Genomic DNA, 25,704 nt, shown 5'->3' with positions numbered 1-25,704 from the left:
AAATTTCCTGAAGAAAGTGTCTGTCATTGTGCGCCGATGCAGCACCTGTAACGTGCATGGATTTGCAGGGCGGGATCAGGAAAATTGAACGAGTGCGCTTACATGCCCAGCAATTCCTCCGCCACCGTCGGGTGGAGGCCGACGGTCGACTGCAGATGCTTGAGCCGTACGCCCATGCGCACGGCCACCGCCATCGCCTGGATGATCTCCGGCGCGGCGTTGTCGACGATGTGCGCGCCGAGCACGCGGCCGCTGCGCGCGTTGCACACCAGCTTGATCAGCGATTCCATGCCCGAGCCCGCAAAGCGCTGCTCCAGCGAGACAAAGCGGCGGACGACGATGTCGATGCGGTCGGCCAGGGCGCGTTTGTCGGTGTCCGGCCCGCGTTTGCCAAGTTCGGGCCAGCGCGTGCGCGCGTCGGCCTCGGTCAGGCCCACGCCGGCGATGGCCGGATCGCAGAACACGGCCATCGGCACGGTGTTCATGTCAGGCAGCTTGATCCCTTTGCCGAACAGGCGTTCGGCCACGTAGCGGCCCTGCGCGACGGCCACGGGCGTCAATTGCAGCGGGCTGCCGCCGCAGATGTCCCCTACTGCATGGACGCCGCGGGCGCGTGTACGGAAGTGGCGGTCGACGGCAATGCGCCCGTGCGCATCGAGCGTGACGCCTGCGGCCTCCAGGCCAAGGCCTGCGATGTTCGACGTGCGTCCGATGGCGCTCAGCATGCGCTGGGCGCGCAGCACGCGCGGAACGTCGCTGCCCTCGGTGCTCGCGTAGACAGCCACGCCGCCGCCGTTCACGGCATCGCGTTCGATGCGGACGACGTCGGCGTTCAGGATCAGGTCGACGCCGCAGCCAGCCAGCGACAGCGCGGCGGCCTCGGCCACCGTGGCATCAAATTCCGGCAGCACGCGCGCATCGCGCGTCAGCACGGTGACCCGCACGCCGAAGCGCGCCAACGTGGACGCCATTTCCACCGCGATGACACCGCCGCCCGCGATGATGAGCGATGCGGGCAGCGTGTCCCAACCAAACACGTCGTCGGACGTGCACGCCAGCTCCGCGCCGGGTACGGGAAGCGGCGTGGGGCGGGTGCCGGCGGCCAGCACGATCTGGCGCGCACGCAGCGTGGTCTTGCCGGACTCGGCTTGCACCCGGACGATGCCGCGGCCGCGCAGCGAGGCCATGCCGCTCAGCCATTGCACGCCGGCATCGGCCAGGCGGGCGAAATGCGTTTCGTGCAGCCGCGCGACTTCGGTGCGCGTGCGGGCGATGGCATCGGCCCAGGCGTCCGAGGTGTGTGCGGCGCGCAAGCACCGAGCCATCGTCTGCGACCAGGCGGCGCCGTAGCCGAGCAGTTTCTTGGGCACGCATCCGCGGTTGACGCAGGTGCCGCCGATTTGCGCGCGGTCGATCAGCAGCGTGCGGGCCCCAAGTTCCGCAGATCGGCGCGCAGCCGCGAGCCCGGCCGAACCGGCGCCGATCACGATCAGGTCAAACGCATGTGCAGGGTTTGCGGGCATGAGGTGTCCGTCGAAGAAGTATCGGCCGGACGACCTTGGCGGCGCGCCGGCGGGCGCGCCATGCGCAGCAAGCGGCGCGCCCGCCGCCTGTCTTGGAGGAGGTGGTTACGCAGCCACTGCGGTGGTGAACCCGCGTGGAAGTTCGCGCAGGAAGGTTTCGCCGTCATGACGGCCCAGCGCATACGCGTCGCGCATGGCGCCCGGACGGGTGTAATCCCAGCTCGAAATGGGGACCTTGCGTGAGGGCTGTACGTAAAAGCGGCGCTGCACGCCGTCGGGCACCGGCACATCCATGCGGAAATACGTTGGGCGCGGGTACAGGCGCGTGACCAGCACAAGCGCGTCGCCCGGGATGGCGTCCAGCGCGTGCACGGGCACGTTATCGACCATGCCGCCGTCAAGCACCGGCCGCCCCGCGCGCCGCAGCACCGGCGTGAACGGCGGGGTGGAGGCTGATTGCAGCAGAAGATCCGCCAAGTCCTCGGGTGTGGCGCAGTCCTGCGCGCGCACGATTTCCGCCGTAAAGCCGAGGCGTTTGCCCAGCGTTGGGTGCAGCGTCTTGCGAACGTGCTTTTCGATGTTGTAGGCAATCAGACCTGCTGCCACCGCCGAGCGTGCGCCCAGCCAGCGCGGGATATGCGCCACGCCGATCCGGATCTCGGGCGCCTGTGCCAGCCGCCCGAAGCGGCCCTCGCTGAAGACCGTCAGCAGCGCCGTGCGGTACATGCCGTAGTGCGGAAACACGCGCTCGCCGCGCAGCAGGTTGCCCCAATGGGCGTTGCGGGTGTTCTGGCGCAGGGCCTCGCCGTAGTAATCCATCAGCTCGGCGGAATTCCACGCATGCAGCATGCACGCCGTCGAAGCTCCCGCCGAGATGCCGGCAATCACGCGCGGCGCCAGGCCCAGTTCGGGCTGCACGACGTCCCACCAGCCGGCCTGCCACCAGCACCGGTTGCCGCCGCCGGCAAACACCATCTGATCGAACTCGGGCGCGTTCATGCCGGGGCCCCGGTGCGGACGGTAGCGGCCGCTGCCGGCTCCAGCCGCAGCGACGGCGCGTATTTGAGCGTGTCGATGCACGCATCCAGCAGTCGCTCACGCTTGGTGGCGAGGCTGGAGACGTCCGGGTAGAAGAGGTAATCGCCCATGATGCCGTTGAACGTGGCATGGAAATGCGCCACGGCCAGTGGGATGTCGAGGTCGGCCGGCAGCTGCCCGCGCCGCGTCGCCTGCTCGATGATGCTCGTCAGATGGGCCATGCCTTCTTCAAACGATTCCTGCTGGCGCTTGAGGATGGGGCTTGTGTCTTCGACGAATTCGCACTTGTTGAACATGATCTCGAAGACCTTGCGCCAGTGCGCATCTTCCACGAGTTGCCGCAGCAGGAAGTTGCCCACCGTGCGCAGTTCGCCCAATGGATCATCGGCCTCCACGCCCAGCGGGGTGCACATGGTCTCCATGGGCAGCTTCACGCGCTCGCACATGGCGGCAAACACGTCGGCCTTGTTGCGGAAGTGCCAGTAGATGGCGCCGCGTGTCACGCCCGCGGCCTGCGCGATATCCGATAGCGATGTGCGTGCCACGCCCCGCGCATAGAACACGTCTTCCGCCGCATCCAGGATGCGGTTACGTGTTTCCAGTGCCTCTTCCTTCGTTCGTCTGACCATGATCTTCCAGGGGAACGCCGTGCCACCCCAGGCGGCGTTCTTTCGATTGGCTTTTGTGCAATGCACAATTCAAGGCAACGCACTATTGCGCTTCGCACAACGCGGCAGCAGGCCGGTTGGCTGACAATCCTTGTCGCAGCGCGGTATCCGCTGCATGTTCGCTTGATCGCCGTCATCGCTACGAACTCCGGAAAGGTGTCAACGGAGTCCCTATTCCTCAATGGCGTCACTTACATACATACGCGAACGTATCTATAATAGCGCGCACTCCGTCCCTTGCCCATGGCCGTACGCGCCACATCCATCCCGGGCAGGTGCGCTGGGGCAGACTGTGTGTCTGTCGGCGACCAGGTCGGAGATCGACTGCCGATCGCTCCCGCGTCTTAGCTTTCTGGTCCGAGTTGTTGCGAGTTCGTCGCGAAGGCCATATCGCATGCCGCCAGATGCAGCTAGCATCGGACGTTTTCGTTTTTGTGTTTTTTTTGGTTTCGCTGACGGTTTGCCGGCGTCGCACTCGTTTGCGCGACGATGCGGCACCCGGCATTCCGCTTATCGCCACATGGGGTCATCTATGACGAACACCCGCCGTTATCACCAACTCGCTGCCGCCGCATTTATGGTGGTGGCACTTGCAGCCTGCGGTAACAAGCAGGCACAAGGGCCGGGCGGCGCCGGCATGCCTCCGACCGAAGTCGGCGTTGTGACCGTGCAGCCGCACTCCGTTGGCCTGACCAGCGAATTGCCGGGCCGCCTGGAGGCTACGCGTGTGGCACAGGTGCGCGCACGGGTCGCGGGCATTGTGCTCAAGCGCACCTACGCAGAAGGCAGTGACGTGAAGGCCGGCCAGCAGTTGTTCCAGATCGATCCGGCGCAGTACCGGGCATCGCTGGACAGCGCCAAGGCACAGCTGGCGCGTTCGGAAGCCACGCAAACGCAGGCGCAACTGAAGGCCGAGCGCTACAAGCCGCTGGTTGCCACCAACGCCATCAGCAAGCAGGACTACGACGACGCCACCGCCGCCGCCAAGCAAGCCACCGCTGACGTGGCCGCCGCCCGCGCTGCCGTGGAAACCGCCAAGCTGAACGTGGGCTACGCCAGCGTGACATCGCCCATTTCCGGCCGTGCCGGTCTGGCGCAGGTCACTGAAGGCGCGCTGGTGGGCCAGGGCGAGGCGACGCTGCTGACGACCGTGCAGCAGATCGATCCGATCTACCTGACCTTCACGCAGTCGAGCACCGAAGTGATGCGTCTGCAGCAGGCGCTCAAGGACGGCAAGCTGGCCAAGGCCGGGGGTGATGCGGCCAAGGTCACGCTCGTGACGGAAGACGGCCGCGCCTACGCGCAAACGGGCAAGCTCTATTTCTCGGACCTGACGGTGGACCCTGCTACGGGCACGATCACGCTGCGCGCGATTGTTCCGAACGCTGACCGCACGCTGCTGCCGGGCATGTACGTGCGTGCCCGCCTGGAGCAGGCCGTGGACGAACAAGCCATCACGGTGCCGCAACAAGCGGTGACGCGCAGCCCGGACGGCGCCTCCGTCATGGTCGTCGACGAGAAGGGCACGGCAGCCGTGCGCCAGGTCCAGGCCGACCGCTCGACCGGTACGGAATGGATCGTCTCCAACGGCCTGAAGGCCGGCGACAAGGTGATCGTCGACGGCCTGCAGAAGGTGCGTCCGGGAGCTCCGGTCAAGGCCGTGCCGTGGCAACCGATGTCGGCAGGCCAGGGCAAGGGCCCGCAAGGTCAGGGCGGCCAGGGTAGCGGCGCAGCACCCGTACCGGCAGCCAGCGCGCCTGCTGCAAGCACTCCCGCTGCCAGCGCACCGGCAGCCAAGCAGTAAACAAGGAGCCATCGCATGGCAAAGTTTTTTATCGATCGCCCAGTCTTTGCCTGGGTGCTCGCGCTGTTCATCATCCTTGCTGGGGCGATTTCGATCACCCAGCTGCCGATCTCGCAGTACCCGACCATTGCACCGCCGTCCATCATCATCACGGCAACGTATCCGGGCGCAAACGCGAAGACGCTGGACGAATCCGTCACGAGCATCATCGAGCAGGAAATGAACGGTGCGGACGGCCTGCTCTATATGGAGTCGGTCAGCCAGGGCGGTAACGGCCAGGCGCAGATCACCGTGACGTTCAAGGCCGGTACCGATCCGGCGCTGGCGCAGGTGGACGTGCAGAACCGCTTGAAGCGCGTGGAAGCGCGTCTGCCTTCGCAGGTGACGCAGCAGGGTGTGCAGGTCGACAAGGCCCGCTCGAACTTCCTGCTGTTCGCGACGCTCGCATCCACCGACGGCAAGATGGATCCGGTGGCGCTGGGCGACTACATCTCGCGCAACGTGCTGAATGAAATCAAGCGCGTGCCGGGTGTCGGTCAGGCGATTCTGTTCGGCACGGAACGCGCCATGCGCGTCTGGATCGATCCGGCCAAGCTGGTCGGCTACAAGCTGACCCCCACGGACGTCTATAACGCCATCCGCGCGCAGAACGCGCTGGTCTCGGCCGGTACGATCGGTGATCTGCCGTCCGTCTCCGATCAGCCGCTCGCGGCAACGGTCGTGGTGGAAGGTCAGCTCACGACCACCGAGCAGTTCGGCAACATCGTGCTGGTGGCCAAGCCGGACGGTTCGCTGGTGCGCGTGAAGGACGTGGCGCGCCTGGAACTCGGCGGCCAGACCTACTCGACGTCTGCACGGATCAACGGCCAGCCGATCTCGGCGATTGGTGTGCAGCTTTCGCCGACGGGTAACGCGCTGGGCACTGCCAAGGCCGTGAAGGCCAAGCTGGAAGAGCTGTCGAAGTACTTCCCGGCGGGCGTGGAATACAAGGTGCCGTACGACACCTCCAAGTTCGTCCAGATCTCGATCGAAGAAGTGGTCAAGACGCTGTTCGAGGCCATGGCGCTGGTGTTCCTGGTGATGCTGCTGTTCCTGCAGAACATCCGCTACACGCTGGTGCCGTCGATCGTGGTGCCGATCTCGCTCTTGGGCGCGTTCGCCACCATGAACGCGATGGGTTTCTCGATCAACGTGCTGACGATGTTCGGCCTCGTGCTGGCGATCGGTATTCTCGTTGACGATGCCATCGTGGTGGTGGAAAACGTCGAGCGGATCATGGCCGAAGAAGGCCTGCCCCCGCGCGAAGCGACCCGCAAGGCCATGGGCCAGATCACAGGCGCCATCATCGGCATTACGCTGGTGCTGATGGCCGTGTTCATCCCGATGGCGTTCTTCTCGGGCTCGGTCGGCGCGATCTATCGCCAGTTCTCGCTGTCGATGGTGTCATCGATCTTCTTCTCGGCACTCATGGCGCTGACGCTCACGCCGGCACTGTGCTCGACGCTGCTCAAGCCGATCGAGAAGGGTTCGCACCACGAGAAGAAGGGCTTCTTCGGCTGGTTCAACCGCATGTTCAGCACCACCACGAACCGCTATCAAAGCTTCGTGGAGCGCATGCTCAAGAAAACCTTCCGCTACATGGTCATCTACGTTGCGCTGATCGTGGCGGTGGTGTTCCTGTTCCTGCGCCTGCCGTCTTCGTTCCTGCCGACCGAAGACCAGGGCTACATCGTGACCAACATCCAGCTGCCGCCGGGTGCATCGGCCAACCGCACGCTGGAAGTGATCAAGCAGGTCGAGAACTACTACAAGCAGGAAAAGGCGGTCGAGAACATCGTGGCTGTCCAGGGTTTCAGCTTCTCGGGCAACGGGCCGAACGCGGGTATCGTGTTCACCCCGTTCAAGGACTGGAGCGAGCGCAAGGGCAAGGATCAAACCGCCGATGCCGTGGTCGGCCGGGCCTTTGGTGCGCTGTTCGGTGGCATTCGCGATGCGATCGTCTTTCCGCTGAATCCGCCGCCGATTCCGGAACTGGGTAACGCAACGGGCTTTACGTTCCGTCTGCAGGACCGCGCGGGCCTCGGCCACGACGCGCTGATGGCAGCTCGCAATCAGCTGCTGGGGATGGCGGCGCAAAGCAAGGTCATCACCGGCATGCGCCCAGAAGGCCTGGAAGATTCGCCGCAGTACCAGGTGGATATCGACCGCGAGAAGGCCAATGCGCTGGGTGTCTCGTTCACCGACATCAACGCCGTGCTGTCGACGGCGCTGGGCTCGGCATACGCCAACGACTTCCCGAACTATGGTCGTCAGCAGCGTGTGATCGTGCAGGCGGACAAGATCAACCGCATGCAGCCCGAAGACATCATGAACCTGTACGTGCGCAACGCGCAGGGCAACATGGTCCCGATGTCGACGTTCGCCAAGGGCCATTGGATCGTCGGCCCGGTGCAGCTCGTGCGCTACAACGGCTATCCGGCTGTCCGCCTTTCGGGTGCAGCCGCGCCGGGTGCCAGCTCGGGTGACGCCATGGCCGAGATGGAACGCCTGGCCGCCAAGCTGCCGGCCGGTATCGGCTACGAGTGGACGGGCCAGTCGCTGCAGGAAAAGGCTTCGGGTTCGCAGGCGCCGGCGCTGTATGCGCTGTCGCTGCTGGCGGTGTTCCTGGTGCTGGCGGCGCTGTACGAAAGCTGGTCGATCCCGGCTGCGGTGATTCTGGTGGTGCCGCTGGGTGTGCTTGGCGCACTTCTGGGCGTGACACTGCGCGCGATGCCGGATGACGTGTACTTCAAGGTCGGCCTGATTGCGGTGGTGGGCTTGTCCGCCAAGAACGCGATTCTGATCATCGAGTTTGCGAAGGACTTGCAGGCGCAAGGCAAGAGCCTGATCGACGCGACGCTGGAGGCCGTGCACCTGCGGTTCCGCCCGATCATCATGACGTCGTTCGCCTTCATCCTGGGTGTGCTGCCGCTGGCGATTGCCACCGGCGCCAGCTCCGCCAGCCAACGCGCCATCGGTACCGGCGTGATGGGCGGGATGATCACCGCGACGGTGCTGGCCGTGGTGCTGGTGCCCGTGTTCTTCGTGGTGGTCCGCCGCATCTTCAAGGGCAGCGAGCGTCAACGCCGCCTGGATGCCGCGCACCGTCCGCTGGACGAGGAAATCTGAACATGCAGAAAACGATGACCTTTCGAACCCCCGCGCTGCTGCCGGCGCTCCTGCTGGCTGCCGGCGTGTTGTCCGGCTGCTCGCTGGCGCCCACCTATGAGCGCCCGGACGCTCCGATAACGGGCACGTACCCGCAGGCACCGGCCGGCTATGCCGTGCCGGCGGACTCCGCCAAGCCCGGCGAGAACGCGCCCCGCGCGACCGAACTGGGCTGGCGCGAGTTCTTCCCCGATGCGCGCCTGCAGAAGCTGATCGGCCTGGCGCTCGAGAACAACCGAGACCTGCGCGTGGCCATGCTCAACGTCGAGGCCGCGCGTGCGCAGTACCGCCTGCAGATCGCCGACCTGCTGCCGCCGGTCAACGCGTCTGCCACGTACACGCGCAGCCATACACCGCCGTCAATCTCGACCACCGGCGGCGACATCCACACCAAGCAGTACCAGCTTGGCGTGGGCATCAGCAATTACCAGGTGAACCTGTTCAGCGTGGGCGACGTCACGTCGTCTGCGCGTGCAAGTTATCTGGCGACGGACGAAGGCCGGCGTGCCGCGCAGATCAGCCTGATCTCGCAGGTGGCCAAGGCCTACCTGAACGAGCGCGCCTACGCCGAACAGCTCGATCTGGCCCAGCAGACCCTGAAGGGCCGCGAGGACTACTACAAGCTTGCCAAGCAGCGCTTTGACGTCGGCGCCTCGTCGGCGCTGGATCTGCGTCAGACCGAGACGCTGGTGGAATCGGTGCGTGTGTCGGTGGCACAGCTGACGCGCCAGTACGCCCAGGCGACCAACGCCCTGGTGCTGCTGGTGGGCGCGCCGCTGCCGGCCGATCTGCCCGCGCCGACCATGGTGTCGTCGGAGAAGATCGTGGCCGACATTCCGCCGGGTCTGCCGTCGGAGCTCCTGGAGCAACGTCCGGACATCCGCCAGGCTGAGCAGAAGCTGATTGCCGCCAACGCCAACATTGGCGTGGCGCGGGCAGCGTTCTTCCCGAGCATCGGGCTGACGTCAAACGTAGGCACGGCCAGCGGCGCGCTTCATGACCTGTTCAAGAGTGGGACCCAGTTCTGGTCGTTCGTGCCGAACCTGACGCTGCCGATCTTCAACTGGGGCACCAACATCTTCAACCTGGACTTGACCAAGACCAACCAGAAGATTGCGGTTGCGAACTACGAGAAGACGATCCAGACCGCGTTCCGCGAGGTGTCCGACGCCCTCGTTGCGCGCGGCACGCTGGAAGAGCAGGTGGCCGCGCAGAAGCGCTTCCGCGATGCCACGGCCGATCGCCTGACGCTGTCTGACCAGCGCTATCGCAACGGCGTGTCGAGCTTCCTCGATGTGCTTGACGCGCAGCGCGATCTGTTCAGCGCCGACCAGACCCTGGTGCAGACGCGTCTGGCCCGCCTGACCAACGCCATCGATCTGTACACGGCGCTGGGCGGCGGGTTGCAGGAGCACAGCACCACCGTGGCCGCACAGCAGGCACGGCCGACGGCCGCGCCGGGCGTTGCGCCCGCCACGCCGGACATGACGCCGCAGCAATCGAAGTAAGTTTGCGTCTGTTCGCTCGAAGGCCCGCCTTGTTCAGGCGGGCTTTTTTTCGCCTGTGCCCTTTGCGCCGGCGGCGTGCTCGAGAAATCGAAGCAGCGCCACCTCTTCGCGTCGTAGGCCCTTGCGCGCGCGGGTCGGGGGCAATGCTTCCAGTTCGCCCTCCAGGAACGCGTCCACCACGGCCGGGTGCACATAGCACTTGCGGCAGACGGCCGGTGTGTTCCCGAGGCGCTGGGCCACGGCAGCAACAACCTCCACCACCTGCCGGCGCGCCTCGGTAACGTTCGTCGGCGTGCGCCCGCGCAGCAGATCCAGCGCCAGCACGCTGCCGGCCCAGGTGCGGTAGTCCTTCGCCGTGAAATCCGCGCCGGAAATCTCCTGTAAGTAGGCATTCACATCTGTGGAATCGACCGCACGGCGCTCGCCAGCTTCGTCGATGTACTGGAACAATTCCTGCCCCGGCAGATCGACGCAGCGCCGGATGATGCGCGCCAGGCGCGGGTCCGATACCGACACGTCGTGCTCCACACCGCTCTTGCCGCGAAACTGAAAGCGCACCGTGTTGCCGTGGACCTCGACGTGCCGATTGCGCAACGTCGTGAGCCCGTAGGACCGGTTGTCGCGCGCATACGCCGCGTTGCCCACGCGCACCAGCGTCACGTCCAGCAGGTAGACCACCGTCGCCAGCATCTTTTCGCGCGACAGGCCCGGCGCCTCCAAATGGGCGGTGATCGCCCCGCGCACCCACGGCAGCACTGCCCCGAAGGCCAGCAGCCGCCCGTACTTGTCGGCATCGCGAAAGGCGCGCCAGTCGGCGTGATAGCGATATTGCTTGCGCCCACGCGCGTCGCGCCCCGTCGCCTGCAGATGACCGCCCGCGTGTGGGCAGATCCAGACGTCGGTATAGGCCGGCGGGATCGCCAGCTTGTTGATGCGCGCAATCACCGCCGGGTCGCGGATGCGCCCGCCGCGCGTGTCGAAATAGACGAAGCGGCCGCGCAGCCGACGCCGGGTGTAGCCCGGGCGTGTGTCGTCCACATAGCGCAGCCGTTCGGGCAGCGCTTCGGCGAGGGTGGTGGTGCTTGCGGCAACCGGCGCGGGCGCAGACTTGGGAACGCGTTCCACAGTAGGGACCTGGAGAGATGCTCGCGTTGAGCAAGCGGCGTTCCTTCCTCGCTCCTTCCGCTGGCTGGCCGCTCACGGCGTAGTATCAAGGCCACGCCTCTGCGCAAAATTGCGGCAAGAAATGGCATTCTCACCACAATCGGAAGTGCCTTGCATCGGTAAACAGATTCAACTACACTGCACGCCCTCTGGGCGGTATATAATCCGCTGTTTCGCCGTCCACCCGAATACTGAGCAAGGGACCCGATGACCACCATCCGTCTGAAAGAAAACGAGCCGGTCGAAGTTGCACTGCGCCGCTTCCGCCGTGAAATCGAGCGCACTGGCCTGATCAAGGAACTGCGCGCCCGCACCGCTTACGAAAAGCCGACGACCGAGCGCAAGCGCAAGAAGGCTGCCGCTGTGTCGCGTACGCGTAAACGCCTGCGTTCGCAAATGCTGCCGAAGAAGCTCTACTAAGATCGCGCGATTGTTTCGGTAGCACCAATCGGGTGCTGCCGCTGGCGGTGTGAAGTCAATCGACCTCCGTTCCGCCGAGCTTGGTTTGTAGCGCCTAGCGCCTAGCGCGTACCGGAAGCCTTTCCGGATTCAACCAACGCTCCACTCCCCGATGCAGAAGCTAGCAAGATGCGGTTGATGGCCTGTGCGCCATTGTCCGCTGCTTCGGTGCGCCCAGCGCGCGCCCTTCTCTGTTGCAACGACATCCGCCAGCGGTAATTGACCGGCTGGCTGTTGGCGTTTGTTGCGCCGATCCTGCGCGGGAGTACATTAGCGAGCATCCCCTGCTCGTGTTTCCCCGACAACAATGCCTACTAACTCCAACGAGTACTGGTTTCCCGCCAAGCGCTACGGCTGGGGATGGGGCTTGCCTTCGCGTTGGCAGGGCTGGGTGGTGCTCGCCATCTATGCCGTATTGCTGCTGGCGGGCATCGTCGGGCTGCACCCGGGCACCACGCAATGGAGCTTCGTGGTTTACGTGATGGGTGTGACGGCGCTGCTGGTGTTGGTTTGCTGGTGGAAGGGCGAGCCGCCGCGCTGGCGTTGGGGGCGGGATTGAGCGAGGGGTCAACAGTTAGCAACTTAGATGGGCGCCAGTCCGGCTCGTATTCTGCGGCTGGACGATAAGCCAGCCTCCGTTCTATGCCCGCTTGTAGCCCAAGCGGCGCTGGAATTCAAACCGGCCCTTGTGACGCATGGCCTCGTTCATACCGGATTTGGTGCGAACGCGTTCTTGTCCGACTTCTCGGCGCTGCCTGCCGCAGGCCCGGACATCCCGCCCACCTGCGCGCCCTCGAACGCCATCGCGTGTTTTCTGCTGTTGCAAGCCTCAAGTCGTTTCAGCGCGCCGTTTTGGCGCGCCGGTGTAACAGGGGCCTCACTCAGAACCGATATGACACCCCGATTTGTATTACCGGATACCAGCGATAACGCGACATCTCGCGTTGCAACTCCTGCAGGCCATTCGTTGCAATAAGGTGGCTATTCACGGGGCCGACCTTTGCGGCCAACTGCGGCGACAAGGTGTAGGAAGACTTTGGTATGCCGTAAGCGACACCGATGTCCGCAATGAAGCCGAACCCCTTTGAGGCCGGCCGATGGCCGTAGCCGATGCCGAAATATGGCATCACGGTTGGATATCGGGCTTTTGCAACGGCATACATGCCCGGCAATGCCAGAAGCTTTCTACCCGCGAACGTGTATGTGCCATTGGTCGGCACCGAGGTGCCGCTGAGCTCGTCGTCGGAGAATCGTACGCCAGCGGTTGTTCGAAAGCCGCTGCCGCACAAGGGGAAGATATCGGCGTAAATCCCCCCCTGGCGAAGTCGAATGTCGTCCTGATAGCGATTGCCGCCGAAGCTGAAGTTGTGCGACAGGTTGATCGCGTTGAAATCGATATGCGCACCAAGCATCGAGTTGAAGCTTATCGCCGCTCCAATGCCTGCACCCTGTGTACCACCTTGCAAAAATATCTCCTGCGCCTGAGTGCTGCCAACGAAGATCTCGCCCATTGCTACCCACAAATAGATTGTCTTTTTCACGGGCCTCTCCCCAGACGTGTGCCAGGCCGAGGGCGTATCGACTTAAGCGGTTGGGTCCGTCCCCGCAACGCACTCGACGTTTCACTCGCGCAACGTTCCCCTGTTGTTTTCGCTATTTATCGGATCGCAAATAACCCTACGGGGTGCGGCATAGCCACTGCAGTCTGTCGCGCCCTTACTCGATCCAATCCCTGATTGCGCCGTGTTCCACCGCCTTCGTGCGATGGCCGACATTGCTTCGTAGATGCTCGTACCGGTCGCGTTGGGATAACTGCAAGGAGCGCACCATCGGGCGCAAATCCAGTGGTGGCGGGCGGTTTCCATCGCGGTCGCGGATCGTGAGCGCGCCAGACGGGCTGGATGTATCAGATTTGATGCGTGGAATCCCGCGGTCAGTTCTCGCACGGGGCTAAGCGGTCCATAAATCGGATGAACACGTGTGGATCGCCACGTATGCGGGAATACTCTTGTATCGAGCCGGTGCAAGTTGCGGTGCTGTGGGCGGGGCGCCGCGTTTGCGGTAGAGGGGATTGGATCTCGGAGAGGTCGCGCCTAGCTGGCTGCCTGAATGGTATAGAGATGGACCTCCGACGGTGAAAACAAACGAATCGGCAAATCGCTCATGCCGATGCCTCGACTGGTCACCAACCGTCCACCCTCCGCCAATTCAAAATAGCCGCTGGCAAAGCGCCGTTCGCCCGAGCCCGAAGGCAGCACGATGGCACGACCATTTGGCCGAGCAATCTGTCCGCCATGCGTGTGCCCGCGGAACGCCAAATCAAATGGATACGCCTGCACGTGCCGCAAGCCTAGCGGTGAGTGCATCAGCAGCAGTCTGCGCGGACCGGTGCCATTGAAGGTGCGTCCAGCGTCGGTTGCCTTACACCGGGCTCATCTAGCCCGCAAACATGCAGTTCATCATACGGCGGTGCAAGACGTACGGACTCATTGACAAGCATTTGCACGCCCGCTGCTTCCAGCCGCGCCCGGATGAACGTGTCATCTACCCAGAGGTCGTGATTGCCGAACACGCCGAATTTGCCCACGGGCGCCGGCAGTTCCTGCAAGCGTGCAGCTAAGCCACTGATGTGGCGGTGATGCAGTGAAACAAAATCGCCTCCTAGCAGGAGCACGTGTGGTGCGAAGTCTGCAATCGCCCGCTGCATGGCATCCAGCAAGCGCGGATCGGTCAACGGCCCCGCATGGAAGTCTGAAGCGAAGGCCACTTTGAGCGGCTCCGCGAGCGGCGCACTCAAGGGTAAAGTCACATCACGGCGATCAACGTGCAGCTGTCCTTGAAGACGGAGTGCGTGCGCGACGTGCGCTGCCCAGCCATTGGCGTGGAAGAGCCCTTCGGCCGTTTCGCCGGCGCGCCGCCACCAGCTGTAATAGCGCCCTCTGCCCATGCGTGCTAATCCGGCGGTATCGCCGTATTGCACGCCGCCGCTATCGACGCCCGATAGCCCGCCGGCAAATTCACCGGCAAGGCATCGGGCGCAAACAGCCCAAGGCGCTTGTGCTCATGACTGACGGTCGGCTCAAACGGGCTGAGCAGCGCGCACGCATACGTGGCAACGAACACATGCTTGCTCGGCACGACTTCAAACAGGTACGTGTCGACCAGCGCGCCCACCTCAACGTGCAAGTTCAGCTCTTCGGCAATCTCGCGTACGAGGCATTCGGTGGAGGACTCGCCGAGTTCGATTCGGCCGCCGGGCAGTTCCCACTCTTCCCGTTCATTGAGCAGCAGGACGACCTCGCCCGCGGGCGCGCGCAGGACGCCTTTGATGGAGACGGGGTAGGCGGACATGGCGCTCACTTGCCGATGCAAAACCGGCTAAAAATCACCCCCAGCAAATCATCGCTGGAGAACGCCCCCGTAATGCTGTTCAACGCCTCCTGCGCAAGCCGCAGTTCCTCGGCAAACAGATCCAGCGATTGCGCTTGCTGTGCCGCGTGCTCCGCCGCCGTGGCGAGATGTTCGCGGGCCGTGCGCAGCGCCGCGAGATGGCGCTCGCGGGCGAGGTAAAGCCCCTCGCCGCCGCCCTGCCAGCCGGCAATCTCCAGCAACGCCGCGCGCAGCAGTTCGACGCCCAGGCCATCGCGCGCCGAGAGCCACACCTCGGGCGGTTCGGCATCCACGCGGCACGGTATAGCTACGCCCGAGAGGTCGATCTTGTTGATGACGCGCAGGGTCGGTACGCCGGCAGGCACGTGTTCGGCAATGCGGGCGTCGATTGCGGTGTCTTCGGGCGAGAGGCCCTTGGCGCGATAGTCCGTCGCGTCCAGCAGATGCAACACGACATCGGCGCGGGCGATGGCGGCCCAGGTGCGCTCGATACCGATGCGCTCGACTTCGTCTTCCGTATCGCGCAGGCCCGCCGTGTCGACGATGTTCAGCGGGATACCCTCAATCTGGATGGTCTGCTGCACCTTGTCGCGTGTGGTGCCAGCGATGGGCGTGACGATGGCAAGTTCCGCTCCGGCCAGCGCATTAAGCAGCGACGATTTGCCGACGTTCGGCTGCCCCGCCAGCACCACGTGCAGGCCTTCGCGCAGCAGCGCACCTTGGCGCGCCTGCGCCAGCACGCCATCGACGGCCGTGCGAATGTTGGCGAGCTGACCGCGCGCGTCGGAGGCTTCCAGGAAGTCGATCTCCTCCTCTGGAAAGTCCAGCGTCGCTTCCACCAGCATGCGCAGATGGATCACCCGCTCGACCAGCGCATGCACCGTTTGCGAAAACGCGCCATCGAGCGAACGCGCCGCCGAACGTGCGGCGGCTTCGGTGCTGGCTTCAATCAGATCGGCGACGGCCTCGGCTTGCGCCAGATCCATCTTGTCGTTGAGGAAGGCGCGGCGCGTGAACTCGCCGGGCTCGGCCACGCGCAGGCCGATCTCGCGGCCGGCGGTCAGGCAGCGCTGCAGCAGCAGTTGCATCACGACAGGGCCACCGTGGCCCTGCAGCTCGAGCACGTCTTCGCCTGTGTACGAATGCGGCGCGGGAAACCACAGCGCGATGCCGCGGTCGATGGCGTTGCCGTCGGCATCGAGGAATGGCAGATAGGTTGCCTGGCGGGGCGTCAGCAGGCGTCCGCACACGGCGCGCATGACAGCGCGCACGTCGGGCCCTGACACACGTACCACGCCGATGCCGCCCCGCCCGGGCGCGGTGGCAATCGCCGCGATCGGGATCGTGAGGATGGGCGCGTGCGGCGCGGCCGACGCATTCGGCAAGGTGGTGGGATGGTCAGCAGCGGTCATGGGCGGTATTGTGCGGCAGCCGCGCCGTTGCGCGCCAGTTTCCAACCAAGGAGATTCGGATGATCGATCACACCGGCGTCGTCGTCAGCGACTTCGAAGCCGGCAAGCGGTTCTACGAACGGGCGCTCGGCGCCATTGGCCCGGGCAAGCTGCGGGAGTTTCCGGCGGCTGTCACGGGCCACACCGATGTGGCGAGCTTTGGCCCATCGGGCAAGGCGGAATTCTGGATTTCAGCGGCGACGGCCGGGCAGGGGTCGAACAAGCCGCCGGTGCATGTGGCCTTCCGCGTCGACACGCGTGCCAATGTGGACACGTTCTACGCCGCGGCCCTGGCTGCAGGCGGCACCGACAATGGCGGGCCCGGCGTGCGCGCGCACTATCATCCGAACTACTACGGCGCCTTCGTGCGCGACCCGGACGGCCACAACATCGAGGCCGTCTGCCACGCACTTGGTTGAAGCGCTTGAAGCGTTTCGAGCAGGCGAAAAGAAGGGCACCCGGAGGTGCCCTTTTTCGCTGAAGTGCGTTCGCCTTACTTGGCGGGTGCCGCCTTCTTGTTGGTGCCCAGCATACGGTTGATCGACCACTGCTGCGCGATCGACAGGCAGTTGTTCACCACCCAGTACAGCACCAGGCCGGCCGGGAAGAAGAAGAACATCACCGAGAACGCGATCGGCATGAACATCATCACCTTGGCCTGCACCGGGTCCGGCGGGGTCGGGTTCAGCTTGGTTTGCACGAACATCGACACGGCCATCAGCACCGGCAGGATGTAGAACGGGTCGGGCGTGGACAGATCGTGCACCCAGCCGATCCAGGGCGCACCGCGCATTTCGACCGACGACAGCAGCGCCCAGTACAACGCCATGAACACCGGAATCTGGATCACGATCGGCAGGCAGCCGCCGAGCGGATTGACCTTCTCGGTGCGGTACAGCGTCATCATTTCCTGGTTCATCTTCTGCGGATCGCCCTTGTGGCGCTCGCGGATGGCCGTCATGCGCGGCTGCAGGTCTTTCATCTTGGCCATCGACCGGTAGCTCGTGGCCGACAGCGGGAAAAACACCAGCTTGATCAGCACCGTGAGCGCGACGATCGACCAGCCCCAGTTGCCCAGCAGCGCGTGGATCTTCTCGAGCAGCCAGAACAGCGGCTTGGCGACGATGGTCAGCCAGCCATAGTCCTTCACGAGGTCCAGGCCCGGGGTGATGGCCTCGAGCATGCGCGCTTGCTGCGGGCCGGCAAACAGGCGCGCCGTGGTCGACACACTGGCGCCCGGCGCGACGGTGCCCAGCGGCTCCTGGATGCCGATGCGGTAGAAGTTGGTGTCGACGCGGTTGACGTAGTACTCGCGCTTGACGTTGTCGGCGGGAATCCAGGCCGATGCAAAGTAATGCTGCACCATCGCCACCCAGCCGCTATTGGTCGGGGCCGGCACCTGTGCCTTGCCCTTGTCGATGTCGGCGAAAGTGATCTTGTGGAACTTGTCGCCGTCGGTGTACACGGCCGGGCCGGTGAACGTGCTGTAGAAGCGCGATTGCTCCACAGCGCCGCCGTCGCGGGCCAGTTCCAGGTACAGCGTCGGGTTGATCGGCGCGGTGCCGTCGTTGGTCACGTCGAAGCGCGAGTCGATCACGTAGCTGCCGCGCTTGAAGACGTACGTCTTGGCCAGCTTGGCGCCGCCCTTGTCGGCCGTCAGCGTGATGGAGACATCGTTGCCGGTACCCAGGTCACGCGGGCCGGGCGATGCAGCGAACACCGTCGTGTGGTTCGGGAAGTCGCCGCCGATGAGGCCCGAGCGTGCCAGATAGGTACGCTCGACGCTGCGGTCGAACAGCACCATCGGGTTGCCGTCGTGGTCCTTCTGGTCGAGCAGTTCGAGCTTGGTGACGATGGCGCCGTCGGTGTCGATGGTGGCGCGCAGCAGGTCGGTCGAGATGACGATCTTTTCCGAAGCCGGGGCCTGCGAAGCGGCACCCGTAGCCGGGGCGGCTTGCGACCCGGCGGCTGCCGCTGTAGAGGCGTTGCTTGGCACGTCGCCTGCGGGCGTGCTGCCCGGCGCGGCGGCCGTGGTCGTGGCCGTTTGCGGCGTGGGGAAGAACATCGACTGGTGGCCATTCGCGCGTTGCCAGTTGTCGAACAGCAGGACAACCGCCAGCGAGAAGATCACCCAGAGAATGGTGCGTTTGATATCCATGTCGGATTACGGTCTGGGAAGGTGAAGCCAGCGCCGAAAAACGGCTGCGCAGCCCGATCTTGAACCTGCGATGCTCACCGTACCCTTGTACGGTTGCGCTTCTCGGTCCAACCTCGGGCTGCTCGCTACGTTTTCCGGCACTGCCTGGATCGACGGCCGCGCAGGCTGGGAGTCAGCTGCGGTCGCGTCGGTCGATGCGGGATCGGTGGAGCGGGGCACAGCGTCGCCAGCAGCGGGCGGCACAGGATCATACCCGCCTTGTGCGAACGGATGGCAGCGGCATAGACGTTTTGCCGCAAGATAACTGCCGTAACCGGGCCCGTGAGTGAGCACGGCATCGCGCGCGTAGTCGGAGCAGGTCGGGAGGAAACGGCATTGCGCCCCCACAAACGGGCTGAACGCCACTTTGTAGATGCGCAGCAGAAACAGCAGCACGCGCGTCATGGCGTACTCCCAGCGGCGGGCTGGGGAGGTGTTGCGGCAGGCGGCGCCGACAGTGGCCGCGTGGCAACCTCGAAAAGCTGCGCCAGCTCTTCGCGGCAGATGCGCTTGAAGGCGGCCACGGTGGGCACGTCCTGGCGCGGAAACTTAGCCTGCAGGCGGATCAGCACGTCGCGCCCGCCCAGCAACGGCTGCCGCAGGCGGAACAACTCGCGGCACTGGCGCTTGATGAGGTTGCGCTCGACGGCGCGCTTGGCGAATTTCTTGCCGATCACCACGCCCAGGCGCGCCGGGCGATCGCCGTTGGCGCGCACATACAGCACGAAGTGACGACTACGCCGGACCGGCCGCAAAGCAAAAACGGATGAAAACTCATCCGTTTTTGTCAGCCTCGCGGCCTTGGGGTAGGCGTGCAGGCCCATCGCCAGCGTGCCGCAGAGCCATGAGCAACGGCCGAAGCCGCCGCCCTTGGCGCGGCCGTCTTTAGATGGCCAGGCGCTTACGGCCCTTGGCGCGGCGTGCGTTCAGCACGGCACGGCCACCGCGGGTCTTCATGCGGACACGGAAACCGTGGGTGCGCTTGCGACGGGTAACGGAAGGTTGATAGGTACGCTTCATGATGCACTCTCTTGTTAATGGGTGGTGCGGACATCGCCGCACGCGCCGGGCCTAGGGCTGCCCCTGCGGCCTGGTGTCGATTCAGTCAGAGAAATCGCCCACGCAGACCGCCGTGCGCTGTGTTGTTCAGGTCTAGGGTGTCACCGGAACATCGGGCACCGAGAGCATCGGGCCTAAGCCGGATCAGTCGCGACGAAGTGTTTCTCGCCCCGCATCTGACACGAACAAGCGTGCGCTCCCCTGCTGCGCATCGCAGAACCCGGCATTTAAACGGCATTTTCCACTTCTGTCAAGCCTGACTGACTGGGGATAACGTGCGCCCCGCGACCGAAATCCACCCGGCGACGAGTTGTCCCCAGCGCCTTGTGCGGCTTGGGGTCCTCTGCGCAAAGGCTTGCCGGGATTGGGTTTGCGGGAGGTCAATAAAATCGGTTGTCCACCGCTACTCACAGCGGGTCCACAGGTTATCCACAGACTTATCCTTTGTGGATAACTTTCGGCCAGGGGTACAATCCCGTTCCAATAACGAAAGCCACCCGGTTTCTGGCCACAGCCAGGAGCCCGGCGGCCGGCCCTCCCGGGGACGTCATCAGACGCGTGTGGCGCCGGTCAAACACCTAACGATAACGATGCAGGATTTCTGGCATGCGGCGTCCGCTCAACTCGAGAGTGAGCTGACGCCGCAACAATTCAAGACGTGGATCAAGCCGCTGACGCCGCTGTCGTTTGACGAGCAGGCGTGCACGCTGCGGATTGCCGCGCCCAACCGTTTCAAGCTCGACTGGGTCAAGAGCCAGTTCTCGGGCCGCATCCAGTCGCTCGCGTGCGACTACTGGGAGGCGACGGTCGACGTGCAGTTCGTGCTCGACCCGACCGCCGGCCAGCGCCAGGCGGCCCTCCAGCCGTCGCTCGCGCCGGTGCCGATGCAACCCCTTGGGGCGCAAGCGGTTCAATCGCGGCACGCCATGCCGGCCGGCAACGGCGTTGCGCATGATGCGGCCACGCCGCGCCCTGCGCAGCAGGCGTATCGCGAAGCGGCACTCGCAACGGCCAGCAATGCCGCCGCCGATATCGATGTGCCCGTGATGGACGCCGCCGAGGTCAGCGCCCGGTCGTACCGCATGCCGCCGCAGGCGCCTGCCGTGGTCGCGACCCTGGCTGCGCCGCCGCAGGCGCACGTGGACGATTCCGTGCATGAGCGCTCGCGGCTGAACCAGATCCTGACGTTCGACAACTTCGTCACCGGTAAGGCGAACCAGTTGGCGCGCGCCGCGGCTATCCAGGTCGCCAACAACCCCGGCAAGTCGTACAACCCGCTGTACCTGTACGGCGGGGTGGGGTTGGGCAAGACGCACTTGATCCATGCCATCGGCAACTTCATGCTGATGGAGAACCCGCGCGCTCGCATCCGCTACATCCACGCGGAGCAGTACGTGTCGGATGTGGTGAAGGCATATCAGCGCAAGGCGTTCGACGATTTCAAGCGCTACTACCACTCGCTCGATCTGCTGCTGATCGATGACATCCAGTTCTTCTCGGGCAAGAACCGCACGCAGGAAGAATTCTTCTACGCGTTCGAGGCGCTGATCGCCAACCGGGCGCAGGTCATCATCACCAGCGATACATATCCGAAAGAGATCACCGGCATCGACGACCGCCTGATCTCGCGCTTCGACTCCGGCCTGACCGTGGCGATCGAGCCGCCCGAGCTGGAGATGCGCGTTGCGATTCTGATGAAGAAGGCGCAGGCAGAGAACGTGACCGTGCCGGAAGAGGTGGCCTTCTTCGTGGCCAAGCATCTGCGCTCGAACGTGCGAGAGCTGGAAGGCGCGCTGCGCAAGATCTTGGCGTACTCCAACTTCCACGGCAAAGAGATCACGATCGAGGTCACGCGCGAGGCGTTGAAAGACCTGCTGACCGTGCAGAACCGCCAGATCTCGGTGGAGAACATCCAGAAGACTTGCGCGGATTTCTACAACATCAAGGTCGCGGATATGTACTCCAAGAAGCGGCCGGCCAACATCGCGCGCCCGCGTCAGATCGCCATGTATCTGGCCAAGGAACTCACGCAGAAGAGCCTGCCCGAGATTGGTGAGCTCTTCGGCGGACGCGACCACACCACGGTGCTGCACGCCGTGCGCAAGATCGCCGACGAGCGCACCAAAGACGCCCAGCTCAACCACGAGTTGCACGTGCTGGAGCAAACGCTCAAGGGCTGACCGCGCGATGGTCAGCAGAGCGCATGGCAACGCCATTCGCCCTGAATCAAGCCTCGACAGACGCCCGCTCGAATGCGGGCGTCTTTTCATGCACAATAGACATATTTGCCGCGCGCGTGACGCTATCCAGCGCCCCCTTATTTGCGGTATAATTTGTGATTAACCCCTTGATTTACAACAACTTTGGGTTAATCGCGAATGCTCCTGCAGGCACCTGGCCATGTGGCCGAGGCTGGGGCGCGCGCGGTGTCACCTCTCAAGCCAAGGATCGCCTTCATGCAATTGGTCAAAACCTCGCGAGACAACCTGCTGCGTCCGCTGCAAATCGTGAGCGGCATCGTGGAACGCCGACACACGCTGCCGATCCTGGCCAATCTGCTGATCACCAAGCAAGGTGAACGGGTTTCCTTCCTGTCCACCGACATCGAAATCCAGATCACCACGCACGCCGATTGCGGCGCCGGCGCGGGCGACGTTGCCACCACCGTGGCCGCGCGCAAGCTGGTCGACATCCTGCGTGCCATGCCCGACGGCGAAGTTGCCCTCACGCTCAACGACAAGCGCATGACGGTGCAATCCGGCAAGAGCCGCTTTGCGCTGCAGACGCTGGCCGCCGAAGAATTCCCGACCGTTGCAGAGGCAACCGATTTCGGTGCCCGCATCACGCTGCCGCAGAAGACGCTCAAGCACCTGCTGGCGATGGTGCACTTCGCGATGGCCCAGCAAGACATCCGCTACTACCTCAACGGCATGCTGCTGGTGGTGGACGGCAAGCAAGTCATGGCCGTCGCCACCGACGGCCACCGCCTGGCCTACTGCGGCGTCGAAACCGGCGAGCAACCGGCAGGCGCCGGCGGCCGTCAGGAAGTCATCATCCCGCGCAAGACCATCCTCGAACTGCAACGCCTGCTGGAAGACGTGGACGATCCCGTCTCGGTGCAGCTGGCCTCCAACCAGGTCAAGTTCACCTTCGGCAATATCGAGCTGATCTCCAAGCTGGTCGAAGGCAAGTTCCCGGATTTCCAGCGCGTGATCCCGAAGGGTTACCGCAACAGCTTCACGATCGACCGTGCCTTCCTGCAGCAGGCGCTGCAACGTACGGCCATCCTGACCACCGACAAGTTCAAGGGCGTGCGCTGCATGCTCGACACCAACGTCCTGAAGATCAGCTCCACCAACGCTGACCAGGAAGAAGCGCAGGAAGAACTCGAAATCGACTACCAGGGCGATGCACTGGATATCGGTTTCAACGTCACCTACCTGCTGGACGTGCTGGCCAACCTCAAGGCCGAAAAAGTGCAGGTGAGCCTGGGCGACTCCAACTCGAGCGCGCTCATCACCCTGCCCGACGACGACACCTTCAAGTACGTCGTCATGCCGATGCGCATTTGACGCACCGCTGCACCCAGAGCAAGACGAGGGGCTGGATCGTGACGATCCGCCCCTTCGCCGTTTTTAAGCAACCCCGCTGTGTGCGTTGAGATAACCATTTCCGCGCCCATGGCAGCGAGCAGAACGACATGACCGAAGAGCAGAAACCGCAATCCACCCCCGCCGAGGCCAACAGCTATGACGCCGCCTCGATCCAGATCCTGGAAGGCCTGGAGGCGGTACGCAAGCGGCCGGGCATGTACATCGGCGACACCTCGGATGGCACCGGCCTGCACCACCTCGTGTTCGAGGTGCTGGACAACTCCATCGACGAAGCACTGGCCGGGCATTGCACCGAGATCCAGGTCACCATCCACACGGACAACTCCATCTCCGTGATCGACAACGGCCGTGGCATTCCGACCGGCATCAAGTTTGACGACAAGCACGAGCCCAAGCGCAGCGCGACCGAGATCGCCATGACCGAGCTGCACGCCGGTGGCAAGTTCAACCAGAACAGCTACAAGGTGTCGGGCGGCCTGCACGGCGTGGGTGTGTCTTGCGTGAACGGCCTGTCGAAGTGGATGAAGGTGACGGTGCGCCAGGGTGGCAAGGTGCATTACATCGAGTTTGCACAGGGCGTTCCGCAAAACCGCCTGATCGAAACGGTGCAAGGGCCGGACGGCCAGATGGTCGAAGTCTCGCCGCTGCGCGTGTTGGGCACCACCGACAAGCGCGGCACCGAAGTGCACTTCCTGGCCGACGAAGAGATCTTCACCAACGTCGAATACCACTACGAGATCCTCTCCAAGCGCATTCGCGAGCTTTCGTTCCTGAACAACGGCGTGCACATCCGGCTGACCGATCAGCGCACCGGCAAGGAAGAAGACTTCGCCTTCTCGGGCGGCGTGAAGGGCTTCGTTGAGTACATCAACAAGAACAAGACCGTGCTGCACCCCACCATCTTCTTTGCCGCAGGCGAGAAAGACGGCGTGGCCGTAGAAGTGTCGATGCAGTGGAACGACGCCTACAACGAGCAGGTGCTCTGCTTCACCAACAACATCCCGCAGCGCGACGGCGGCACCCACCTCACGGGCCTGCGCGCCGCCATGACGCGCGTCATCAACAAGTACATCGCCGACAACGAGATCGCCAAGAAAGCCAAGGTCGACACCTCGGGCGATGACATGCGCGAAGGCCTGACCTGCGTGCTGTCCGTCAAGGTGCCCGAGCCCAAGTTCAGCTCGCAGACCAAGGACAAGCTTGTCTCGTCGGAAGTGCGCCTGCCGGTGGAAGAAGTCGTCGCCAAGGCGCTGAGCGACTTCCTGCTGGAGACGCCCGTCGACGCCAAGATCATCTGCGGCAAGATCGTTGAAGCCGCCCGCGCGCGTGAAGCCGCCCGCAAGGCCCGCGAAATGACGCGCCGCAAAGGCGTGCTCGACGGCATGGGCCTGCCCGGCAAGCTGGCAGACTGCCAGGAGAAAGACCCCGCGCTGTCTGAACTCTTCATCGTCGAGGGTGACTCCGCAGGTGGCTCGGCCAAGCAGGGCCGCGACCGCAAGTTCCAGGCAATCCTGCCGCTCAAGGGCAAGATCCTGAACGTCGAGCGCGCGCGCTTTGACAAGATGCTCTCCAGCCAGGAAGTGCTCACGCTCATCACCGCCATGGGCACCGGCATTGGCAAAGACGACTACAACCTCGACAAGCTGCGCTACCACCGCATCATCATCATGACCGATGCTGACGTAGACGGCTCGCACATCCGCACGCTGCTGCTCACCTTCTTCTACCGCCAGATGCCCGAGATCATCGAGCGCGGCCACGTGTACATCGCCCAGCCGCCGCTCTACAAGATCAAGCACGGCAAGGAAGAGCGCTACATCAAAGACGACGTCGAGATGGCCGCCTACCTCGTGCGCCAGGCGCTGGACACCGCCGTGCTCGTGCGCCCCGACGGCACCGAGATTGCCGGCGACGCCCTGGCCGAACTCGCACGCCAGTACCAGTTCAGCCAAAGCGTGATCGAGCGCCTGTCTCGCGTGATTGACGCCGACGCCCTGCGCGCCATTGCCGAAGGCGTGTCGCTGGACTTGTCCAACGAAGCCGCAGCCGAAGCCAGCGCCCGCACGCTCAAGGCCCGCCTGCTGGAAATGCAAGGCAACGCCAGCAGCGCCAACGGCGGCGCCACCGCAGACGCCTTCATGCAGTACGACGAGAAGACCGAGAAGTACCGCGTCATGATCGTCCGCCGCCAGCACGGCAACCAGCGCCTCAGCCACATCGACGCCGACTTTGTGGCCGGCGCCGACTACACCGCGCTCTCAAGCACCGCCGCCACCTTCCAGGGCCTGATTGGTGATGGCGCCAAGGTGCGCCGCGGCACCGGCGACAAGGTGCGCGAGCAGAACGTTGCCGACTTCCACGCCGCCATGACCTGGCTGCTGAGCGAAGCCGAGCGCGGCGTGAGCCGCCAGCGCTACAAGGGCCTGGGCGAAATGAACCCCGAGCAGCTGTGGGAAACCACCATGGACGTCACCCAGCGCCGCCTGCTGCGCGTGCAGATTGAAGACGCCATTGCCGCGGACCAGATCTTCACCACGCTGATGGGCGACGACGTGGAACCGCGCCGGAACTTCATTGAGAGCAATGCGTTGGTGGCGCGGAATATTGATGTTTGAGGGGTGC

21 protein-coding genes and 1 pseudogene are annotated in these 25,704 nt (G+C 64.2%); 9 read left to right on the top strand and 13 right to left on the bottom strand.

The features are described 5' to 3' along the window. Positions 1-98: 98 nt before the first annotated feature. From ACUXH0_RS22350 to ACUXH0_RS22340, 3 genes are all read right to left on the bottom strand, one after another. Positions 99-1,523 (bottom strand): dihydrolipoyl dehydrogenase family protein, encoded by a 1,425-nt coding sequence (locus tag ACUXH0_RS22350; RefSeq protein ID WP_009239360.1) that lies wholly within the window; start codon positions 1,521-1,523, stop codon positions 99-101. Positions 1,524-1,628: 105 nt separating this feature from the next. Beyond that, complete coding sequence (locus ACUXH0_RS22345) at positions 1,629-2,522, bottom strand: patatin-like phospholipase family protein (RefSeq protein WP_009239359.1); 894 nt, start codon at positions 2,520-2,522, stop codon at positions 1,629-1,631. Beyond that, positions 2,519-3,190, bottom strand: coding sequence for a TetR family transcriptional regulator (locus ACUXH0_RS22340; protein ID WP_009239358.1), 672 nt, complete (start codon positions 3,188-3,190; stop codon positions 2,519-2,521). The genes ACUXH0_RS22345 and ACUXH0_RS22340 overlap by 4 nt, the downstream gene beginning before the upstream one ends. A gap of 571 nt (positions 3,191-3,761) precedes the next feature. Here ACUXH0_RS22340 and ACUXH0_RS22335 point away from each other — a divergent pair. From ACUXH0_RS22335 to ACUXH0_RS22325, 3 genes are read left to right on the top strand one after another with little or no spacing between them, the layout of a single operon-like run. Next, positions 3,762-5,033, top strand: a complete 1,272-nt coding sequence (locus ACUXH0_RS22335) for an efflux RND transporter periplasmic adaptor subunit (RefSeq protein WP_004628198.1) — start codon at positions 3,762-3,764, stop codon at positions 5,031-5,033. 15 nt (positions 5,034-5,048) lie between these two features. After that, on the top strand, positions 5,049-8,201 hold the full coding sequence (locus tag ACUXH0_RS22330; RefSeq protein WP_009239357.1) for an efflux RND transporter permease subunit: 3,153 nt from the start codon (positions 5,049-5,051) through the stop codon (positions 8,199-8,201). Positions 8,202-8,203: 2 nt separating this feature from the next. Continuing rightward, the gene (locus ACUXH0_RS22325) at positions 8,204-9,748 is read left to right on the top strand and encodes an efflux transporter outer membrane subunit (protein WP_009239356.1); all 1,545 of its coding nucleotides are present in this window, start codon (positions 8,204-8,206) and stop codon (positions 9,746-9,748) included. 33 nt (positions 9,749-9,781) lie between these two features. Here ACUXH0_RS22325 and ACUXH0_RS22320 read toward each other — a convergent pair whose 3' ends face one another. Continuing rightward, positions 9,782-10,873 carry a DNA topoisomerase IB gene (locus tag ACUXH0_RS22320; protein WP_009239355.1) on the bottom strand — a complete coding sequence of 364 codons (1,092 nt, stop codon included), beginning with the start codon at positions 10,871-10,873 and terminating at the stop codon, positions 9,782-9,784. Positions 10,874-11,119: 246 nt separating this feature from the next. On the opposite strand from ACUXH0_RS22320, the gene rpsU reads away from it, so the two are divergent. Next, positions 11,120-11,332, top strand: a complete 213-nt coding sequence (gene rpsU / locus ACUXH0_RS22315) for a 30S ribosomal protein S21 (RefSeq protein WP_003262970.1) — start codon at positions 11,120-11,122, stop codon at positions 11,330-11,332. Positions 11,333-11,678: 346 nt separating this feature from the next. Further along, positions 11,679-11,930 carry a hypothetical protein gene (locus tag ACUXH0_RS22310; RefSeq protein WP_004628190.1) on the top strand — a complete coding sequence of 84 codons (252 nt, stop codon included), beginning with the start codon at positions 11,679-11,681 and terminating at the stop codon, positions 11,928-11,930. A 322-nt stretch (positions 11,931-12,252) separates the two neighbouring features. Here ACUXH0_RS22310 and ACUXH0_RS22305 read toward each other — a convergent pair whose 3' ends face one another. From ACUXH0_RS22305 to mnmE, 5 genes are all read right to left on the bottom strand, one after another. Beyond that, a complete protein-coding gene (locus tag ACUXH0_RS22305; protein WP_009239354.1) occupies positions 12,253-12,912 on the bottom strand; it encodes a hypothetical protein in 660 nt (219 codons plus the stop codon). 552 nt (positions 12,913-13,464) lie between these two features. Further along, complete coding sequence (locus ACUXH0_RS22300; RefSeq protein ID WP_232295843.1) at positions 13,465-13,710, bottom strand: metallophosphoesterase family protein; 246 nt, start codon at positions 13,708-13,710, stop codon at positions 13,465-13,467. 26 nt (positions 13,711-13,736) lie between these two features. Beyond that, the gene (locus tag ACUXH0_RS22295) at positions 13,737-14,351 is read right to left on the bottom strand and encodes a metallophosphoesterase (protein ID WP_232295842.1); all 615 of its coding nucleotides are present in this window, start codon (positions 14,349-14,351) and stop codon (positions 13,737-13,739) included. After that, positions 14,324-14,722: an NUDIX hydrolase gene (locus ACUXH0_RS22290; protein ID WP_009239351.1), complete on the bottom strand. Its 399-nt coding sequence runs from the start codon at positions 14,720-14,722 to the stop codon at positions 14,324-14,326. Before ACUXH0_RS22290 ends, ACUXH0_RS22295 begins: the two co-directional genes overlap by 28 nt. Positions 14,723-14,727: 5 nt before the next feature. Further along, positions 14,728-16,173: a tRNA uridine-5-carboxymethylaminomethyl(34) synthesis GTPase MnmE gene (gene mnmE, locus ACUXH0_RS22285; protein ID WP_182594650.1), complete on the bottom strand. Its 1,446-nt coding sequence runs from the start codon at positions 16,171-16,173 to the stop codon at positions 14,728-14,730. Between the two features lie 59 nt (positions 16,174-16,232). Between mnmE and ACUXH0_RS22280 the strand changes: the two genes are divergently transcribed. Beyond that, positions 16,233-16,631: a VOC family protein gene (locus ACUXH0_RS22280; RefSeq protein ID WP_182594651.1), complete on the top strand. Its 399-nt coding sequence runs from the start codon at positions 16,233-16,235 to the stop codon at positions 16,629-16,631. Between the two features lie 74 nt (positions 16,632-16,705). Here the strand turns inward: ACUXH0_RS22280 and yidC are convergent, their stop codons facing one another. The 4 genes and pseudogenes from yidC to rpmH all read right to left on the bottom strand — a co-directional run bounded on the left by yidC (position 16,706) and on the right by rpmH (position 19,429). Beyond that, a complete protein-coding gene (gene yidC, locus ACUXH0_RS22275; protein WP_004628166.1) occupies positions 16,706-18,370 on the bottom strand; it encodes a membrane protein insertase YidC in 1,665 nt (554 codons plus the stop codon). A gap of 147 nt (positions 18,371-18,517) precedes the next feature. Beyond that, positions 18,518-18,814, bottom strand: a pseudogene (gene yidD, locus ACUXH0_RS22270) (membrane protein insertion efficiency factor YidD); the annotation flags it as partial. Further along, entirely contained in the window at positions 18,811-19,233 is a 423-nt protein-coding gene (rnpA, locus tag ACUXH0_RS22265; protein ID WP_182594652.1) for a ribonuclease P protein component, read from the bottom strand. The gene rnpA and the pseudogene yidD, both read right to left, overlap by 4 nt. 61 nt (positions 19,234-19,294) lie before the next feature. Next, positions 19,295-19,429, bottom strand: a complete 135-nt coding sequence (gene rpmH, locus ACUXH0_RS22260; protein WP_003262958.1) for a 50S ribosomal protein L34 — start codon at positions 19,427-19,429, stop codon at positions 19,295-19,297. Between the two features lie 629 nt (positions 19,430-20,058). Here rpmH and dnaA point away from each other — a divergent pair. The 3 genes from dnaA to gyrB all read left to right on the top strand — a co-directional run bounded on the left by dnaA (position 20,059) and on the right by gyrB (position 25,697). Beyond that, positions 20,059-21,648: a chromosomal replication initiator protein DnaA gene (dnaA, locus tag ACUXH0_RS22255; protein WP_182594653.1), complete on the top strand. Its 1,590-nt coding sequence runs from the start codon at positions 20,059-20,061 to the stop codon at positions 21,646-21,648. Positions 21,649-21,924: 276 nt separating this feature from the next. Beyond that, positions 21,925-23,040: a DNA polymerase III subunit beta gene (dnaN, locus tag ACUXH0_RS22250; protein WP_004628148.1), complete on the top strand. Its 1,116-nt coding sequence runs from the start codon at positions 21,925-21,927 to the stop codon at positions 23,038-23,040. Between the two features lie 128 nt (positions 23,041-23,168). Continuing rightward, positions 23,169-25,697 carry a DNA topoisomerase (ATP-hydrolyzing) subunit B gene (gene gyrB / locus ACUXH0_RS22245; protein ID WP_182594654.1) on the top strand — a complete coding sequence of 843 codons (2,529 nt, stop codon included), beginning with the start codon at positions 23,169-23,171 and terminating at the stop codon, positions 25,695-25,697. Positions 25,698-25,704 lie beyond the last annotated feature (7 nt).

The organism is Ralstonia sp. 110700041-2 (genome assembly GCF_056280165.1).
The sequence above is the reverse complement of the archived record's forward strand: the minus strand, read 5'-3'. Positions and strand labels throughout refer to the sequence as shown.

Coding starts and splice junctions, on each gene's coding strand:
- rpsU (WP_003262970.1), top strand. CDS start 11,120: ATGACCACCATCCGTCTGAAAGAAAACGAGCCGGTCGAAGTTGCACTG.
- gyrB (WP_182594654.1), top strand. CDS start 23,169: ATGACCGAAGAGCAGAAACCGCAATCCACCCCCGCCGAGGCCAACAGC.
- yidC (WP_004628166.1), bottom strand. CDS start 18,370: ATGGATATCAAACGCACCATTCTCTGGGTGATCTTCTCGCTGGCGGTT.
- ACUXH0_RS22340 (WP_009239358.1), bottom strand. CDS start 3,190: ATGGTCAGACGAACGAAGGAAGAGGCACTGGAAACACGTAACCGCATC.
- ACUXH0_RS22290 (WP_009239351.1), bottom strand. CDS start 14,722: ATGTCCGCCTACCCCGTCTCCATCAAAGGCGTCCTGCGCGCGCCCGCG.
- rpmH (WP_003262958.1), bottom strand. CDS start 19,429: ATGAAGCGTACCTATCAACCTTCCGTTACCCGTCGCAAGCGCACCCAC.
- dnaN (WP_004628148.1), top strand. CDS start 21,925: ATGCAATTGGTCAAAACCTCGCGAGACAACCTGCTGCGTCCGCTGCAA.
- ACUXH0_RS22310 (WP_004628190.1), top strand. CDS start 11,679: ATGCCTACTAACTCCAACGAGTACTGGTTTCCCGCCAAGCGCTACGGC.
- dnaA (WP_182594653.1), top strand. CDS start 20,059: ATGCAGGATTTCTGGCATGCGGCGTCCGCTCAACTCGAGAGTGAGCTG.
- ACUXH0_RS22330 (WP_009239357.1), top strand. CDS start 5,049: ATGGCAAAGTTTTTTATCGATCGCCCAGTCTTTGCCTGGGTGCTCGCG.
- ACUXH0_RS22280 (WP_182594651.1), top strand. CDS start 16,233: ATGATCGATCACACCGGCGTCGTCGTCAGCGACTTCGAAGCCGGCAAG.
- ACUXH0_RS22325 (WP_009239356.1), top strand. CDS start 8,204: ATGCAGAAAACGATGACCTTTCGAACCCCCGCGCTGCTGCCGGCGCTC.
- ACUXH0_RS22345 (WP_009239359.1), bottom strand. CDS start 2,522: ATGAACGCGCCCGAGTTCGATCAGATGGTGTTTGCCGGCGGCGGCAAC.
- mnmE (WP_182594650.1), bottom strand. CDS start 16,173: ATGACCGCTGCTGACCATCCCACCACCTTGCCGAATGCGTCGGCCGCG.
- ACUXH0_RS22350 (WP_009239360.1), bottom strand. CDS start 1,523: ATGCCCGCAAACCCTGCACATGCGTTTGACCTGATCGTGATCGGCGCC.
- ACUXH0_RS22335 (WP_004628198.1), top strand. CDS start 3,762: ATGACGAACACCCGCCGTTATCACCAACTCGCTGCCGCCGCATTTATG.
- rnpA (WP_182594652.1), bottom strand. CDS start 19,233: ATGGGCCTGCACGCCTACCCCAAGGCCGCGAGGCTGACAAAAACGGAT.